The sequence below is a fragment of the Nonomuraea sp. NPDC023979 genome (assembly GCF_040639085.1).
In the GTDB taxonomy this organism is placed as follows: domain Bacteria; phylum Actinomycetota; class Actinomycetes; order Streptosporangiales; family Streptosporangiaceae; genus Nonomuraea; species Nonomuraea ceibae.
In genome coordinates, this window is the sequence record NZ_JBEZZG010000025.1 from 117148 (window position 1) to 132607 (window position 15460).

General features: G+C 73.5%; 13 protein-coding genes. 3 read left to right on the top strand and 10 right to left on the bottom strand.

The window, feature by feature from the left end:
• Window positions 1-23 precede the first annotated feature (23 nt).
• The gene (locus AB0G11_RS34025; RefSeq protein WP_308126171.1) at window positions 24-1466 is read left to right on the top strand and encodes a prolyl oligopeptidase family serine peptidase; all 1443 of its coding nucleotides are present in this window, start codon (window positions 24-26) and stop codon (window positions 1464-1466) included.
• On the opposite strand, the gene AB0G11_RS34030 is transcribed toward AB0G11_RS34025, so the two are convergent.
• Both AB0G11_RS34030 and AB0G11_RS34035 read right to left on the bottom strand, forming a co-directional pair.
• Window positions 1439-2380: an alpha/beta hydrolase gene (locus AB0G11_RS34030; protein WP_357590812.1), complete on the bottom strand. Its 942-nt coding sequence runs from the start codon at window positions 2378-2380 to the stop codon at window positions 1439-1441. The two genes, AB0G11_RS34025 and AB0G11_RS34030, sit on opposite strands and share 28 nt — an antisense overlap.
• Window positions 2381-2390: 10 nt before the next feature.
• Entirely contained in the window at window positions 2391-3245 is an 855-nt protein-coding gene (locus AB0G11_RS34035; protein WP_357590814.1) for a crotonase/enoyl-CoA hydratase family protein, read from the bottom strand.
• Between the two features lie 141 nt (window positions 3246-3386).
• Between AB0G11_RS34035 and AB0G11_RS34040 the strand changes: the two genes are divergently transcribed.
• On the top strand, window positions 3387-4811 hold the full coding sequence (locus AB0G11_RS34040; protein ID WP_308126170.1) for an LCP family protein: 1425 nt from the start codon (window positions 3387-3389) through the stop codon (window positions 4809-4811).
• On the opposite strand, the gene AB0G11_RS34045 is transcribed toward AB0G11_RS34040, so the two are convergent.
• The 4 genes from AB0G11_RS34045 to AB0G11_RS34060 are packed head-to-tail and all read right to left on the bottom strand — an operon-like array spanning window position 4786 to window position 8102.
• Window positions 4786-5742: an asparaginase gene (locus AB0G11_RS34045; RefSeq protein ID WP_357590816.1), complete on the bottom strand. Its 957-nt coding sequence runs from the start codon at window positions 5740-5742 to the stop codon at window positions 4786-4788. The genes AB0G11_RS34040 and AB0G11_RS34045 overlap by 26 nt on opposite strands.
• Window positions 5735-6559 (bottom strand): amino acid ABC transporter permease, encoded by an 825-nt coding sequence (locus tag AB0G11_RS34050; protein WP_219517358.1) that lies wholly within the window; start codon window positions 6557-6559, stop codon window positions 5735-5737. Before AB0G11_RS34050 ends, AB0G11_RS34045 begins: the two co-directional genes overlap by 8 nt.
• Complete coding sequence (locus tag AB0G11_RS34055) at window positions 6556-7200, bottom strand: amino acid ABC transporter permease (RefSeq protein ID WP_219517356.1); 645 nt, start codon at window positions 7198-7200, stop codon at window positions 6556-6558. The genes AB0G11_RS34050 and AB0G11_RS34055 overlap by 4 nt, the downstream gene beginning before the upstream one ends.
• Window positions 7200-8102 (bottom strand): glutamate ABC transporter substrate-binding protein, encoded by a 903-nt coding sequence (locus tag AB0G11_RS34060; RefSeq protein ID WP_357590818.1) that lies wholly within the window; start codon window positions 8100-8102, stop codon window positions 7200-7202. Before AB0G11_RS34060 ends, AB0G11_RS34055 begins: the two co-directional genes overlap by 1 nt.
• Before the next feature lie 116 nt (window positions 8103-8218).
• Here AB0G11_RS34060 and AB0G11_RS34065 point away from each other — a divergent pair, with 116 nt between their 5' ends.
• On the top strand, window positions 8219-9358 hold the full coding sequence (locus AB0G11_RS34065) for an ROK family transcriptional regulator (protein ID WP_357590819.1): 1140 nt from the start codon (window positions 8219-8221) through the stop codon (window positions 9356-9358).
• An 11-nt stretch (window positions 9359-9369) separates the two neighbouring features.
• On the opposite strand, the gene AB0G11_RS34070 is transcribed toward AB0G11_RS34065, so the two are convergent.
• The 4 genes from AB0G11_RS34070 to AB0G11_RS34085 all read right to left on the bottom strand — a co-directional run bounded on the left by AB0G11_RS34070 (window position 9370) and on the right by AB0G11_RS34085 (window position 15284).
• Window positions 9370-10374 carry an enolase C-terminal domain-like protein gene (locus AB0G11_RS34070; RefSeq protein WP_219517349.1) on the bottom strand — a complete coding sequence of 335 codons (1005 nt, stop codon included), beginning with the start codon at window positions 10372-10374 and terminating at the stop codon, window positions 9370-9372.
• Window positions 10375-10384: 10 nt separating this feature from the next.
• Window positions 10385-11743, bottom strand: a complete 1359-nt coding sequence (locus tag AB0G11_RS34075; protein WP_308126169.1) for an MFS transporter — start codon at window positions 11741-11743, stop codon at window positions 10385-10387.
• 144 nt (window positions 11744-11887) lie between these two features.
• Window positions 11888-13048 carry a VWA domain-containing protein gene (locus AB0G11_RS34080; protein WP_357590821.1) on the bottom strand — a complete coding sequence of 387 codons (1161 nt, stop codon included), beginning with the start codon at window positions 13046-13048 and terminating at the stop codon, window positions 11888-11890.
• Window positions 13041-15284 (bottom strand): DUF5682 family protein, encoded by a 2244-nt coding sequence (locus AB0G11_RS34085; protein ID WP_357590823.1) that lies wholly within the window; start codon window positions 15282-15284, stop codon window positions 13041-13043. The genes AB0G11_RS34080 and AB0G11_RS34085 overlap by 8 nt, the downstream gene beginning before the upstream one ends.
• Between the last annotated feature and the right edge of the window lie 176 nt (window positions 15285-15460).

Here is a 15460-nt window from a genome sequence, read left to right on the forward strand (position 1 = left end):
GCGTTGCCGCCGGTCTGTTACTGGTGGCTCTCGCGTCGGTGGGTTACGTGTTGCCTCCCGCGTTCGACCCGCCGCCGCTCAAGGTCGATGCCGCTTTACAGGCCCTGCCGCCGCAGCCCCAGGGGGAGCTGCGCCACGTGAACGCGTCCTCGCTCTACGGCGAGGAGCAGATCGCGGTCCCGGCGGAGGGGCAGACGCTGGAGGGCACCGTACGGGCGCCGCTGACGCCGGGGCGTTATCCGGCGCTGGTGTTCGTGTCGGGGTCGGGCAACGGGTCGCGGACGGAGTTCGAGCCGCAGGCGGAGTTCCTGTCGATGGCGGGCGTGGTGACGCTGGCGTTCGACAAGCGCTCGGTCGGCTACAACTTCCGTGACCGCGACTTCGGGCTGCTGGCCGACGACGTGCTGCGCATGGTGGAGTATCTGAAGACCCGCCCCGACGTCGATCCGGCGCGGATCGGCATCTGGGGCGTCAGCGAGGGCGGCTGGGTGGTGCCGATCGCCGCCGCCAAGAGCGACAGCGTCGGGTTCGTGATCCTGGTGTCGTCGCCGAACGTCTCCCCCCTCCGGCAGGTCGCCTGGGCGCTCAACGAGCAGCTGCTGCGGCTGCGCGCCCCGATCGGCGTACGCGACCTGCTGACCCGGGCGATGGGCGTGGTCGGCTTCGACTTCCTGCGCTACGACGCCCAGCCCGCGCTCAACGGCATCACCCAGCCGGTGCTGGCCTTCTACGGCACCACGGACCCGTCGATCCCGTTCGTGGAGTCCACCAACGCGCTCATGCGGGCCATGAAGGCGGCGGGCAACGAGAAGTACACGATCCGCTTCATGGACCGGGGCGACCACGCCATGCGGATCAACGGCGGCGAGTTCACCGCCGGCTACCTGGAGACGATGGCCAACTGGATCCTCGGCCTGCCGGGCACGGCGGTCCCGGCGGTGCACGTGGCGGGCGCGACGCCGGTGCAGCGGTTCGAGGCGAGCGACGTGCCGGCGGCTCCGTGGTACGCGGGCGGCACCATGCTGGGGCTGACGATCTGCCTGGCGGCCGTCGGGTACGTGGCCGGGCCGGTCGCGGCGATGGTGGTGCGGCTGCGCGGCCGTCACCACACGCCGGAGGTGAACGCCCGGCTGTGGCCGCCGATCCGGCGCAGGCTGGCCAAGATGGTGTGGACCGGCGTCGGGCTGCTGGTGTCGGTGGTGGCGTTCATCATGCTGCTGGTGCTGTTCTCGATCAACCAGGCCGGGGCGTGGCCGGCGGTGCTGGCCGGCTGGCTGGTGGTGCGGGTGCTGGCCGTGCTCATGCTCGTCCAGGAGGTCACGGCCGTGGCGGCGGTGGTGTCGGGGCTGCGCGAGGGCATGCGGCCGAGCCGCTGGCAGCACGTGGCGATCGCGGGCGTGCTGGGCGGCACCGGCCTGCTGCTGGTCGCCGCCGCCTACTACGGCCTGTTCTCGTTCCCCTGGTGAGCGTCGCCCTGGTGGACGTAGGCGGTCATCCAGCGGTCGATCTCGGCGAAGACCTGCTTGCGTACGGGCTCGGCCGACAGCACCAGGTCGTGGATGCCGCCGTCGAAGCGGACGCAGGTGACGTGCGGGCCGAGCGCGGTGGACCAGCGGGCGATCTGCCGGGGGTCGAGGACCACGTCGGCCGACTGCGCCTCCGGCACGAAGTCCCGTACGCGCAGTCCTGAGGCGGCGGCCAGGACGAGGACGGGCACGTCGATGCCCAGGCCGGCGTGCAGCCGCCGCTGGGCGCGCCGGATGGCGGCGAGCCAGGTGGCGTGCACGTGGAAGCCGCCGAGCGGTTTGAGGTCCAGGTCGTAGTCCCATTCGCCGTGGTGGTCGCGGTGCAGGGAGTGGCCGTAGACGCTGCTGGAGCCGAGCGGCAGCGGCCGGGTGACGTAGGACAGCGGGGTCTTGAGCAGGTCGGCGGCCAGCCGGACGGGGGCCGGGACGTTGAGGTCGAAGAACGGGCTGTTGAGCACGAGGCCCTGCACGAGGCCGCGGCCTCGGACGCGATCGGCCCACAGGGGGACGATGAGGCCGCCGGTGGAGTGGGCGTTGATCGTGAGCTCGTCGTGGTCCTGCCGGATGATCCGGACGGCCTCGTCGAGCTCGGGGAAGTATTCGGTGACGCTCCTGATGAGCCCCCTGGTCTGGTGCGGCAGCAGCGACCTGCCGTACTTGCGCAGGTCGAGGGCGTAGAAGTCGACGCCGCGGGTGACGTAGTGGTCGGCCAGGTGGTCCTGGAAGAAGTAGTCGGTGAAGCCGTGCACGTAGAGGACCGCCCTGCGGGAGGACTCGGCGCGCCGGCACAGCAGCGTCGCGACGACCTCGCCCTCGTAGTCGGGCGGGAGCTGCAGGACGGTGGTCTCGTACATGGCAGACAGCCTAGAGATCGCCGGGCCAGGAGGGCAGGCCCGGGGGCAGGTCGCGGCTGACCTTCATGGGGAAGTCGGCGGGCCGTTTCTCCAGGAACGCGGTGACGCCCTCGACGGCGTCGGCCGACGGGCCGAGCTCGGCCATCAGGCGGGAGTCGGCGGCGTGCGCCTCCCACGGGGAGGCGGCCGAGAGGCCGGACCACATCAGGCGGCGGACGGCGGCGACGGAGACGGCGGAGGTGTGGTCGGCGATCTCGCGGGCGAGGGCGTGGGCGGCGGGCAGCAGGTCGCCGGGGGCGAGGACGCGGGAGACGAGCCGGCCGCGCAGCGCCTCGTCGGCGTCGAAGACGCGGCCGGTGGCGGCCCACTCCATGGCCTGGGCGATGCCGGCGATCCTGGGCAGGAACCAGCTGGAGGCGGCCTCGGGCACGATGCCGCGGCGGGCGAAGACGAAGCCGAACCGCGCGGACGTGGAGGCGAGGCGCACGTCCATGGGGAGGGTCATCGTGACGCCGACGCCGACGGCGGGGCCGTTGATCGCGGCGATGACGGGCTTGAGCGAGCTCGCGATCCGCAGCGCGACGGTGCCGCCGCCGTCGCGCGGGTGGCCGTCGACGAGCTCCGGCGCGTCCTTGACGTGGCCGAACGTGCCGCCGCCCGAGCCGAGGTCGGCCCCGGCGCAGAAGGCGCGGCCGGCGCCGGTGACGACGACGGCGCGCACCTCGTCGTCGGCGTCGGCGCGGTCGAACGCCTCGATCAACTCACCGCGCATGGTCAAGGTGAACGCGTTGAGCCGTTCGGGGCGATTCAATGTGACTGTCGCGATCCGGTCCGCCACCTCGTACTCGATCTCAGAGAACGCCATGGACCGAATCTTATTCGGTCGTAGAAGTTCACTCATTCATAAACGTAGATTTCGTATTTTGTCCGTAGGCTGCCGCCTCGATTCGGCCTACGGCGAGGCCGTCGGGGAAGCGGGGATGGTGTGGTCCAGGGAAGGATTCGGGTGGGTGCCGTCAAGGTTCTCGGGTGGCTGGCGCTGGCCGCGCTGGCCCCGGGCGCCGCGCACCTGCGCGCGGGGTGGCGCAGGACGGGCCTGGTGCTGCTCAGCTGCTACGCGGCGCTGCTGCTGGCCCTGCTGTGGGTGGTGCTGACCTCCGGCGGCCTGGCCGGGCTGGCGGGCACGCTCGTCGACGACGCCTCGATCACCGTGGCCGCGGCCGGCTCGGCGGTGCTGGGCGTCGCGTGGTTCGCGATGATGGTGCACTCGTTCGTGGTGCTGCGGCCGGGCACGCTGCGCCAGAGCGAGCAGATCGTCACCGGCACCGTCGCCGGCCTGCTGGCCGTGGCGGTGATCGTGCCGTTCGGCGCGACCGCGCAGTACGCCTGGACCTCCCGCGACCTGATCAACAGCATCTTCAAGAACCCCACCTCCGACCCCCGGGCGCAGGGCGAGCCGGTGCGCCCTGAGGACCCGTGGGCGGGCCGGGAGCGGGTCAACATCCTGCTGCTGGGCGGCGACGCCGACGACCACCGGCCGGGCGTGCGCACCGACAGCATGAACCTGGCCAGCGTCGACGTGGCCACCGGCAACACGGTGCTGATCAGCCTGCCGCGCAACCTGGAGGACGTGCGGTTCAAGCCGGGCACGCCGATGGCCGAGCGCTTCCCCGACGGCTTCCGGCTGCCCGCCGATCCCGGCGGCGGCCGCAGCGACCTGCTCAACAGCGTGTGGGAGTACTCCGACGCGCACCCGGAGATCTTCGGCGGCAGGAAGCACCAGGGCGCCCGGGTGCTGATGGAGACCATCGGCTACACGCTCGGGCTGGAGGTCGACTGGTACGCGCTGGTCAACATGTGGGGGTTCGCCCGGCTGATCGACGCGATCGGCGGCGTCACGCTCACCGTCGAGCAGGACGTGGTGTTCGGCCGCTACAACGAGGGCCTGGTCAAGGCGGGCACGCGCAGGCTGAAGGGCGCCGACGCGATGTGGTACGCCCGCTCGCGCACCAACAGCGACGACTACACGCGGATGCGCCGCCAGCGCTGCGTGCTGGGGGCGCTGCTCGACCAGGCCGACCCGGCGACCGTGCTGAGCCGGTTCAACCAGGTCGCGGCGGCGACCAAGGAGCTGATCCAGACCGACATCCCGCGTGACATGCTCACGCACCTGGTGCCGCTGGCGATGAAGGTGCAGCAGGCCGAGGTGACGAGCATCCAGTTCGTGCCGCCGCTGATCCACACCGGCAACCCCGACTGGGACAAGATCCGCGCCCTGACGCGCAAGGAGATCCGCGAGTCCAGCGGCGCCGCCCCGGTCGTGGCCTCGGCGACGCCCTCCCCCACCAGGACGAAGAAGCGCGACCCGGCCCGGGCTCAGCAGGACGAGGACCCGGCCAGGGCACTCACGGACGGGTGCGGGAAGGTGTGACGATCCGCCCCACGGGCACGCCGCCGCCGAGCACGTCCACGCTCTCGAACGCGGCGGCGCCCGTCACGTCGCAGCCCATCCGGCGCAGCACGTCCAGGGCGATGACGGTGGTGGCGCGCGGGCTGCCGTCGATGACCTTGACCGCCGCCGCGTGACCGGAGCCGAGCGCCACGACCAGCACGCCCTCCGCCCCGCCCTTGACCAGCGCGCCGGGCAGGGCGCGCATGAGCTCGGTGTTCTGGTGGCCGGTGCCGCCGACGTACTCGGGGTGCTCGCGCATCGCGTCGGCGACCTGGCGCGGGGCGCTGCCGGGCGCGGCGCGCACCAGCGCCTGCACGGCGCGGGCGAGCCCGGTCAGCGACAGCCCGAACAGCGGCGCGCCGCAGCCGTCCACGGCGACGTGCGCGGCCTTCTCCCCGGCCAGCTCCTCGGTGACCGCGCGGACCGCCTGCTGGAGCGGGTGGCCGGGCGCCAGATAGGAGGCGGTGTCCCAGTCGTTGGCGACGCAGGCGGCCAGCATGGCGGCGTGCTTGCCGGAGCAGTTCATCCGCTCGCGTGACGGAGTGGCGCCCGCCCGGACGAGCGCGTGCAGCGTGGCCTCGTCCTCGGGCCAGGACGCCGGGCAGGCCAGCGCGCCGAAGCCGAGCCCGTACGCGGCGAGCAGCTCGCCGACGAGCCGGACGTGGAAGTCCTCGCCGGTGTGGCTGCCGGCCGCGATCGCCAGGCTCGGCCCGGCCAGCGCCGCCCCGGCGGTCAGGCAGGCCAGCGCCTGGAACGGCTTGGCGGACGAGCGCGGCAGCACCGGCGCCTCCACCGGGCCGAGCGCCACCTCGGCGCGGCCCGACGGGTCCAGCCCGACGGCGCCGCCGTAGTGGACGCTCTCGGTGAAGCCGGAGCGTACGACCTCGGCGAGGACGGCGAGTTCAGGCACGGGCGAGTCTCCTCTTCGGTACGGCGAGCCGCTGGCGGGCCTCCAGCGTGCGGGCCAGCTTGGACAGCGACAGGTTGACCAGCAGGTAGATGAGGGCGACGACCAGGTACGTCTGGATCAGCAGCCCGTTGTACGCGGCCAGCACCTTGCCGCTGTAGAGCAGCTCGGCGTAGCTGACGACGAAGCCCAGGGAGGTGTCCTTGAGCAGGCCGACCGACTGGCTCACGATGGACGGCAGCACGCGCCGGGCGGCCTGCGGCAGCACGACCAGGCGCATCGTCTGGAAGCGGGTGAGGCCGACGGCCAGGCCCGCCTCGGTCTGGCCGCGTTCGACCGACAGGATGCCGGCGCGGAAGATCTCGGCGAAGGCCGCCGCGTTCGACACCGCCAGCGGCACCACCAGCTTCCAGAACAGCGGCAGGTCCAGCCCGTACCGGGGCAGCGCGAACAGCACCACGTACACCAGCAGCAGCGCCGGGATCGTCCTGACCACCTCGACGTAGGCGGCGGCGGGCAGCCGCACCCAGCGCCGGTGCGACAGCCGGCCGAGCGCGAGCATGATCCCGGCCGCCATGGCGAGCGCGGCGGTGACGACGGCGGCCAGCGCCGTGGACCACAGCCCGTCGAGCAGGTAGCGCCACATGGGCCAGGTCGCGTACGGCTGCCAGCGGGCGGCCTCGAGCTGCCCGTTGGCGGCGAACTGGCGCACGGCCAGGGCGGCGAGCGCGATCGCGGCGAGGGCGCCGAGGACGGTGGCGACGCGGATGCGGCGGCGGGCCCGGGGACCGGGCTCGTCGAAGAGCGCGGTGCTGCTCATCGGAGGATCACCAGCCTGCGTTCGAGCCGCCCGGTGACGAATCCGGCGCAGGCGGCGATCAGCGCGTAGGCGAGCCCCGCGCCGACGAAGATCGGGATGGGCTGGGCCTCGGTCAGGTTGACCCGGTTGGCCGCGGCGGTCAGGTCGACCACGCCCACGGCGGCGGCCAGCGAGGTGTTCATCGCGGTGGCGATGAAGATGTTGCCGATCGGCTGCACGACCGTGCGGAGCGCTTGCGGCAGGATGACGTGCCGCAGCGACTGGGAGAACGTCAGCCCGATCGCCCGCGCCGCCTCGCCCTGCCCCTTGGACACGGCGTTCACGCCGGAGCGCAGCGCCTCGGCGAGGTAGGCGGCCTCGTACACGGCGATGACGACGATGGCCGTGGTCAGCAGGCCGGCCTGGATGCCGATCTCGGGCAGGCCGAACACCGCCAGCACGAGCAGCACAAGCAGCGGCAGGTTCTGGAACGCCTCCACGTACGCGGTGCCGATTGCGCGCAGCACGCGTACCGGGCTCACCCGCAGCGCGGTGACGAGCACGGCGAGCACCGCCGCGCCCGCGAAGGACGCGGCGGTGAGCTGCAACGTCACGATCAGGCCCCGCCACAGCTCGGGCAGGTGATCGAACAGGACGGACATCAGGACCCCGGCACGGAGCCGATCTGGGGCGGCGCGGGCGCGTCGCCGGTGACGACGGTGCCGATGGAGTTCTTCCAGATCCGCTGCCAGACCCCGGCGTCCTGGCTCTTCTTCAGCCACGTGTTGAGGAACTTCTTGAAGCCCTCGTCCCCGTGCTTGAGCCCGATCCCGTACGGGTCCGCGGTGAACGGCTTGGTGACGATCTCGATCGACGGGTCCTTCTGCGCGTTGGCCACCAGCAGGGTCTCGTCCTGCACGTAGGCGACGCCGCGGTCCTGCTTGAGCGCCTGCATGCACTCGGGGTCGCTGCCGAACGTGATGATCTCGGCCTGCGGGGCCAGCTTCTTGATCGCGGGGATGGCCGGGGTGTTGGCGCCCGCCAGCACCTTCTTGCCGTTCAGGTCCTCCGGCTTGGTGATGCCGGTGGTGCCCTTCTTCACCGCGATGGTCAGGCCCGAGGTGTAGTACGGCCCGGCGAAGGAGACCTGCTCGGCCCGCTCCGGCGTGATCGTGTACGTCTGGAACACGACGTCCACGGTGCCGTTGGCGAGCAGCGCCTCCCGGGTCTCCGACGCCGAGTTGACGATCTTCACCTTGGGCTCGCCGATGATGTACGTGGCCAGCGCCTTGCCCAGGTCCGCGTCGAAGCCCTCGATCTCGCCGGTGACCGGGTTCTGCTGCGAGAGCAGCGGCGCGTCCAGCGATCCGCCGACGATGAGCTCGCCGCGCTTCTTGATCTTCTCCATCGTGGAGCCGGGCAGGATGTCGGCCGCGGCGGCCACGGGCGCGCCGGCCAGCACGTCGGCCTTCTTCGACGCCCCCGGCACCGCGGGGCTGCTCGCCTCTCCGCAGGCGGCGAGTCCTAACACGGCCACGGCGAGCGCGGCGACCATCCTCTTCATGTCCAACTCACTTCCTATCTTCGTTCGATATCGAAGACAACGCGGACGCTAGTGGTCTTTTTCGGAGCAAGTCAAGCGATTGTCGAACTTAGGCGGCACGTGATATTCATCTGCTCATGGATCAGCGGCTGCCCGTACACGGGGCGCAGGGCGACCTGCTGAGGCTCGTCGCCTTCGGCGAGGCCGAGTCGCGCGCCGACCTGGCCCGGTTATCAGGGCTGGCCGCCTCCAGCGTGTCGCTGCGGGTGGAGGAGCTGATCGAGGCGGGCCTGCTCGCCGAGGAGGGCTCCGGCCCCTCACGCGGCGGGCGGCGGCCCCGGCGGCTGCGCCTGTCCCCCGGCGCGGGCGTGCTCGCCGTCGCCGACCTCGGCGCCCACCACGCCCGGCTCGGCCTGCTCGACCTGAGCGGCGTGCCGTTCGTCGTCGAGGAACGGCCCTGCGAGATCGCCAAAGGCCCCGAGCACACGCTCGGCTGGCTGGCCGACGCCTTCGACGACCTGCTCGCCGCGCACGTGCCCGCCACCGTGCCGCTGCGCGGCGTCGGCACCGGCATCCCCGGCCCCGTCGACCCCGCCACCAGCCGCGTCGTCAACCCATCCCGCATGCCCGGCTGGAACGACTACCCCGTCGCCGAGAGCCTGGCCGCCCGCTACGACCTGCCGATCCTGGTGGAGAACGACGCCAACCTCATGGCCGTCGGCGAGGCCCGCTCCTGGCCGGGCAGCGAGAACCTGATGGTGCTCAAGGCCGGGACCGGCATCGGCTGCGGCATGATCGTCAACGGCCGCCTGCACCGGGGCCGGGGCGCGGCCGGCGACATCAGCCACGTCCCCGTCCGCTCGGCCGCCACCGTCGTGTGCGCCTGCGGGCACGCCGACTGCCTGGAGGTGCACGCCAGCGGCGCCGCCCTGGCCGGGGCGCTGGCCGCCGCCGGGATCGAGGTCGAGCGCACCGCCGACATCGTGGCGCTGGTCAACGACGCCGTCCCGGAGGCCACCAGCCTGGTGCGCGGCGCCGGGCGGCGCATCGGCGAGGTGCTGACCGCGCTGGTGAACTTCTTCAATCCGGACGTGGTCGCCGTCGGCGGCAGCCTCTCGGCCGCCGAGCCGCTGGTCACCTCGATCCGGGCCACGGTCTACGAGCGGTGCCTGCCGCTGGCCACCCGCGACCTGGAGATCGCCCCCGCCCGCGCCGGCCGCGACGCCGCCCTGCTCGGCGCGGGCGCCCTCCTGCTGGACGCCGCCCTGTCAGGCTGAACCGGCAGCGGTCAGGCGTGGAAGTAGTCCTTGGCCAGGCGTCGCACCCGGGTCTCGTCGACCGCGTGGCCGAGGCCCGGCTGGGTGAACGGGACCGCGATCACGCCGGCGTTGGCGCCGACGATCGGCTCGACGATCTGGTTGTTGCGCGGCGGCTGCGTCACGTCGCACGGCAGCGTGCAGCCGGGCAGAGCGGCGACGGCGACCGTGGCGGCGCGCGACGGACCGGCGCCCTCGCCTCCGGTGCACTGGATGTCCCAGCCCGCCGCCGACGCGCGGTCGTGGGCGCGGCGCGCCTCGCTCAGCGACGGGAACGCCGAGGGCCGCAGCAGCAGCACCTTGGCGGCCCGGACCGTCAGGTAGTCGTCCAGGTCGGCGGTGGTGCGCAGCTCGACCGCCACCGAGGCGGTCACCTGGTCCTGGAGCGCGGCGTGGGCGAAGACGTCGGTGGCCGCGAACGGCCGCTCGATGACCTCGATCCCGTACGAGTCGAGCGCCACGAGCTGGGCGTCGTCGGTGTAGGAGCCGGCGCAGTCGACGGCCAGCGTGAGCGCGGGATAGGCGGCGCGCACGGCGCGGACGGGCTCGACGTCCCAGCCGGGCCGCACGTCGAGCGTGACGTGCCCGTAGCCAGCGCACACCTGCTGGTTGACCCGGGTGACCAGGCTCTCCAGGGAGGCGTCGGGCGTGAGCCGGACCGTGGCCATCAGCGAGGTGCGGGTGCCGCCGATGGCGTCCGCCAGCGGCACGCCCCGCATCCGGGTCCACAGGTCCCAGCAGGCCAGGTCCACGGCCGGATCGTCGCCGGGGACGCTGTCGGGATGCTCCCAGTCGACGCCCACGAGCTCGGCGCCGAGCGTCTCCTCCAGGCGGGACCAGGCTTTCGGGGCGGGACTCACGGCCTCACCCCAGCCGATCATGCCGCCGTGATCCGTGAGCTTCACCAGGAGGCTCTCCGTGCGCCTGCCGAACGGCAGGACCACACGGAACACCTCAAGCTCGCGCACTCGCGGCATGTACCCCCCTTTATGACGCGGTCCCCTCCAGTGTGCCCGCCCCGGCAGGCTGGGCAAAACGCGGGGCCAGGATCGCGGCCAGGAGGGCGAGCGCGACGGTGAAGCCCAGTCCGACAAGGTACGCCTCTCCGGCCGCGGTGAACAGGGCGCCGGTGACCGCGACGGCGACGACGGTGAACACCGACTCGCCGACGCCGAGCGCCGCGCTGTTCTGGCCTTCCTCGCCGGTCCTGGACATCTCCAGCACCATCACGGACACCGTCGGGTGCAGGGCGCCGATGCCGAGCCCGGCGACGGCCATGGCCACGTACGCCAGGGCGATGGGGACCGCGTCCACGAGCACGAACGACACGAGCGTGATGCCGGCGGCCACCATGAGCGCGCCGCCGCGCAGCGCGGTCAGGTTGCTGATGGTGCCGCGGCCCTTGATCCACGAGCCGGTGGACCAGCCGAGCGCGCCGATCGTGAGGACGATTCCGGCGCCGGTGGGCGTCAGGCCGCGCTCGTTGATGAGCATGAGCGGGATCAGCACCTCGGCCGCCATGAGCGCGCCGTAGGCCAGGCCGCGCAGCACGGGCGCGGTCGGCAGCCCGCGGGCGGCCCGCAGCGCCCCGGCCGGGAGCAGCCGGGGCAGGGCGACGGCCAGCAGGACCACACCGGCGGCGAGCAGCGGGACGCCGCTGAGCTGGAGCGCGCTGCCGTACTGGATGAGGGCGGCGGCCGCGGCCGTCACCGTCGCCCAGACGAGCTTGCCGCCCAGGCCGGGGGCGGGCCCGGCGGCGCCGTCACCGCCCGCCTGACCGCCCGCCTGGCCGCCCGCGCCGCGCCACAGCAGCAGCGCCGCGGGGATCACGATGAGCGTGACGCCCCAGAAGATCCACCGCCAGTCGGTGTTCTCCACCACGAGCCCGGCGATCGCGGGGCCGACCATCGACGGCACCACCCACGCGGCCGAGAACAGGGCGAACACCTTGGGATGCATCTCCCCGGGATAGACCCGGGCCACCAGCACGTACAACGCGACCTGGATCAGCCCGGCGCCCAGCCCCTGCACGAACCGGCCGGCGACCAGCACCTCCATGGTCGGCGCGAAACCGGCGACGAGCAGCCCGGCCACGAAGCCGACGACGCCGGTCGCGATGGGCTGCATCGGCCCCCGCACGTCGCTCCACCGGCCGCCGAGCACGGTGGCGATCACGCTGGCGGCCAGGGTGGCGCTGAAGGCCAGGTTGTACAGGTGCATGCCGCCCAGCTCGCGGGCGACCACGGGCATGGCCGTGGCCACCGCCATCGCCTCGAACGCCACCAGCATCACCAGCGCGACCAGTCCGACGCTGACGGCCCGGTAGCGGGCTGAGACCACGCTCACGGGAGGCGATTCAACGGTAGTAGTCATGATCGGAAGCTATAGCGAACCCCCTGCTCAGCACATCGGGCGCAGGGCGTAGGCCGTTCGCCCTAGGGCGGCCCTGCCGTCATCGTCGACCGGCGCGCCGACGCCCCAGGCTGCCCCTCAGGGCCCGGCCCCACCCCCGGGGGCGCTCAGGTTGACCTCGGCCCACCGGCCGAGATCACGCCGCTCGATCGCGGCCGCCATCAGGCCGGGGAAGGCGTCCGGGGTGCAGGCGAACGCGGGCACCCCCATCGCCGCGAGCGCCGCCGCGTTCTCCCGGTCGTAGGAGGGCGCGCCCTCGTCCGACAGCGCCAGCAGCACCACCACCTGGACGCCCGCCCGCGTCATCGCGTTGACGCGGCGCAGCATCTCCTCCCTGACCCCGCCCTCGTACAGGTCGCTGATGAGGATGAACAGCGACTCCGCCGGCCGGGTCAGCAGCCCCTGGCAGTAGGCGACCGCCCGGTTGACGTCGGTGCCGCCGCCCAGCTGGGTCCCGAACAGCAGCTCCACCGGATCGTGCAGCCGGTCGGTCAGATCCGCCACCGCCGTGTCGAACACCACCAGCGACGTCTTCAGCGAACGCATCGAGGCCAGCACCGCCCCGAACACGCTCGCGTACACCACCGACGAGGCCATCGACCCGCTCTGGTCGACGCAGAGCACCACCTCCCGCCCGACCGCCCGCTGCCGGCGCGCGTGCCCGACGAGCCGCTCCGGCACCAGCGTGCCCTTCTCCGGCAGATAGTTGCCGAGATTGGAGTGGATCGTCCGGTTCCAGTTGATGTCGGCCACCCGCTTCGGCCTGCGCGTCCGGGCCGCCCGGTCGAGCGCGCCCGTCACGGCCGCCCTGGTCTTCTGCGCGAGCCGGCGTTCGAGCTCCGCCACCACCGACCGCACCACCGCCCGCGCCGACTCCCGCGCCCGGTCGGGCATCACCCGGTTGAGCGCGATCAGCGTGCCCACCAGATGCACGTCCGGCTCGACCGCCTCGAGCATCTCCGGCTCCAGCAGCAGCCGCGTCAGGTCGAGCCGCTCGATCGCGTCACGCTGCATCACCTGGACGACCGGCGCCGGGAAGTACGTCCTGATGTCGCCCAGCCACCGAGCCACCCTCGGCGCCGACGCCCCCAGCCCGCCGCCGCGCCCCTCCCGCCCTTCGTAGACGGCCGCCAGCGCGCCGTCCATGCCCAGGTCGGCGCCCCCGAGCCGGTGACCGGTCCCGTCGGCCTCCCCGCCGCCCAGCACCAGCCGCCACCTGCGCAGCCGCTCGTCATCCATGCCGCCTCCCGAGAATCGCCAGCACCGTCGTGGCGGCCGCCGCCGCCCGCTCCGCGTCCAGCTCCCGCTCCCCCTCCGGCCCGCCCGGCGCCCCCGCCGACCGCACCCGCTCCCCGATCGCCCGCCTCTCCGGTACGGCGAAGCCGCCGAACGTCCGCCTGAGCAGCGGCAGCACCTCCACGAACTGCTGGTCGCCGAGCCCCGACAGCCACGCGTCGACCAGCCCCAGCAGGCGCGGATCGTGCACCAGCAGCAGCCCGCCACCCGCCAGGAACCCCTCGATCCACGCCGCCGCCCGCGCCGGCGTCCCGCCCCGCGACATGGCCCGCGACATCCGGTCACCGGCGTCGCCGAGCTCCCCCGCGTCCAGCAGAATCCTGGTCAAACGGCCCTCCACCAGGCCGTGCAGCTCCGGCCGGTCACAGATGCCGCGCAACGTCGCCAGCCACCGCCCCCGCGGCCCCTCCCCCCGTCCGTCGCCGTCCTCCTCCAGCAGGGCCACGGCGGCATGGACGGCATCGACATGCTCCAGCAGGGCAGCCGCGGCCCCGTCGTCCAGCGCGGCCACCGATACGGGCAGGCCGACGCAGATCCGGTCCAGCATCGAACGCACGATCACCGCCAGCCCCTCCGCCGGCGTCCCCCGCACGTCCCCGTAACGGTGGGCACGCGCCATCGCGGGCAGCGCCGCCATCAGGTGCGTCACGTCGGTGTCGACCGCGGCCCTGGCCGACAACGCCCCCAGCACCTCGGGCAACGCCTCCGGCAGATCGGCCAGCAGGCACTGCTCGACCAACCCGGTCAACCCCGCCAACGACAACCCACCCCCAACGCCCCCAGCCCTTCCCCGGCCCCCGCGCCCGGGGGTGGGGCCCGTGGCTGGGGCGGGGACGGGGGTGGTGGCCTGGTCGCGGGCGTGGCGGGAGGCGGCGGCCGCCACGGTCGTGCCCAGGGCCGCCCGCTCGATGAGCGCCAGGTCGAACTCCGGCCGCCACCGCAACGCCCACGACTCCCGGAACGTCCCCTTCCCCCGCGCCTCCACCGGCTCCCCCCAGCCCACGCCGAGCAGCCGCAACCGATGCAGCAGGCGGCTGCGCGCCAGGTCGAGCGCCTTGCGCAGGTCGAGGTCGAGCCGCCGGTCCGCCGCCTCCGGCCGCAGCCGCGTCACCCGCTGCTGGTCGCGCAGGTCACGCTGGAGCGGCACCATCGGCGTCCCGTCGGTGACCCGGCCCAGCCGGTCGCCGACGACCATCCGCCGCTGCACCAGCTCCACCGCCAGCTCGTCACCCTCGCACAGCACCGCCCTGACCGCCTCGGTGACCTCGCCGAGCCCGGCGAGCGGCCTGCCGCGCAACGCCGCCAGCCCCTCCGCGAGCCGTACGGCCTCGATCACGTGCGCGGGCGACACCGCCAGCCCCTCCTCGCGCAGCACCGCCGCCGCGCCCGCCAGCCACCGCTCCACCGGCCGGTCCGGCACCGTGAACAGATGGTCGTACCAGCCGGGCGAGCTGACCCCCGCCCCGTAGCCGCTCCACCAGGCCAGCCGCCCGTACGTCCACGGCACCCACGTCAGCGCGGCCTTCACCCGCGGCATCCCGCGCAGGACCGCGTCGTCGTCCTTGACCGGCGGCAGCGGCCCGGTCAGCGCGGGCACGTGCCAGGCGCCGCACACGACGGCGATCCGCTCGTGCCCCTCCTTGACGGCCACGCGCAGCGTCCTGCGCATGTACGCCTCGCGTCTGGCCTCCCGGCCGGCCGGCACGTACCCCTCCCGGACGGCCGCCATCGCCTCGGCGATCACCTCGAACGGCGTGTCGCCCCGGTGCTCGACGACGTCCTCCCACCACCGCTCCGGATCGTCGTACCCGGCGGCCTCCGCGAGCGCGCCGATGGGATCGGTCTCCCGGGGCCGCTCGTCCTCGTCCGCCGCCAGGCTGCAGGCCGCCGGAAGGTCGCAGAAGCGTACGGGGACGCCCGCCTCGGTGGCGTACAGCATGGCCTGCCACTCCGGCGAGAACGCCGCGAACGGCCAGAACGCCGCCGCGTCGGGCCTGCCCGGCACGTGCGCCAGCAGCGCGACCGGCGGCTCCAGCTCGGGCGCCAGCCCGACGAGCCCGTCGGCCTCCGGCGGCCCCTCGATCAGCACCACGCCGGGCCGCAGCCGCTCCAGCTCGGCCCGCACCGCCCGCGCCGACCCCGGCCCGTGATGCCGCACCCCGAGAACCGTCACCCCCACCGCTCCCCCACCTCCCCACCCAGAACCGCCCCCGGAAACCAACCCCCCGGCACCTCCTCGTCACACCGCCCCACCCCCGAAACCCACAACCCCCTCAGCGGACACGCCACCCCCGCAAGGCCAGCCACCGCCAGCGAGCGCCCCACCCCCGCAAGGCACGCGACCTCCGGAAGGCC

Excerpts from the sequence above, each read along its gene's own strand:
- AB0G11_RS34030 (WP_357590812.1), bottom strand. The coding sequence starts at position 2,380 with ATGTACGAGACCACCGTCCTGCAGCTCCCGCCCGACTACGAGGGCGAG.
- AB0G11_RS34035 (WP_357590814.1), bottom strand. The coding sequence starts at position 3,245 with ATGGCGTTCTCTGAGATCGAGTACGAGGTGGCGGACCGGATCGCGACA.
- AB0G11_RS34050 (WP_219517358.1), bottom strand. The coding sequence starts at position 6,559 with ATGAGCAGCACCGCGCTCTTCGACGAGCCCGGTCCCCGGGCCCGCCGC.
- AB0G11_RS34055 (WP_219517356.1), bottom strand. The coding sequence starts at position 7,200 with ATGTCCGTCCTGTTCGATCACCTGCCCGAGCTGTGGCGGGGCCTGATC.
- AB0G11_RS34060 (WP_357590818.1), bottom strand. The coding sequence starts at position 8,102 with ATGAAGAGGATGGTCGCCGCGCTCGCCGTGGCCGTGTTAGGACTCGCC.
- AB0G11_RS34065 (WP_357590819.1), top strand. The coding sequence starts at position 8,219 with ATGGATCAGCGGCTGCCCGTACACGGGGCGCAGGGCGACCTGCTGAGG.
- AB0G11_RS34070 (WP_219517349.1), bottom strand. The coding sequence starts at position 10,374 with ATGCCGCGAGTGCGCGAGCTTGAGGTGTTCCGTGTGGTCCTGCCGTTC.
- AB0G11_RS34080 (WP_357590821.1), bottom strand. The coding sequence starts at position 13,048 with ATGGATGACGAGCGGCTGCGCAGGTGGCGGCTGGTGCTGGGCGGCGGG.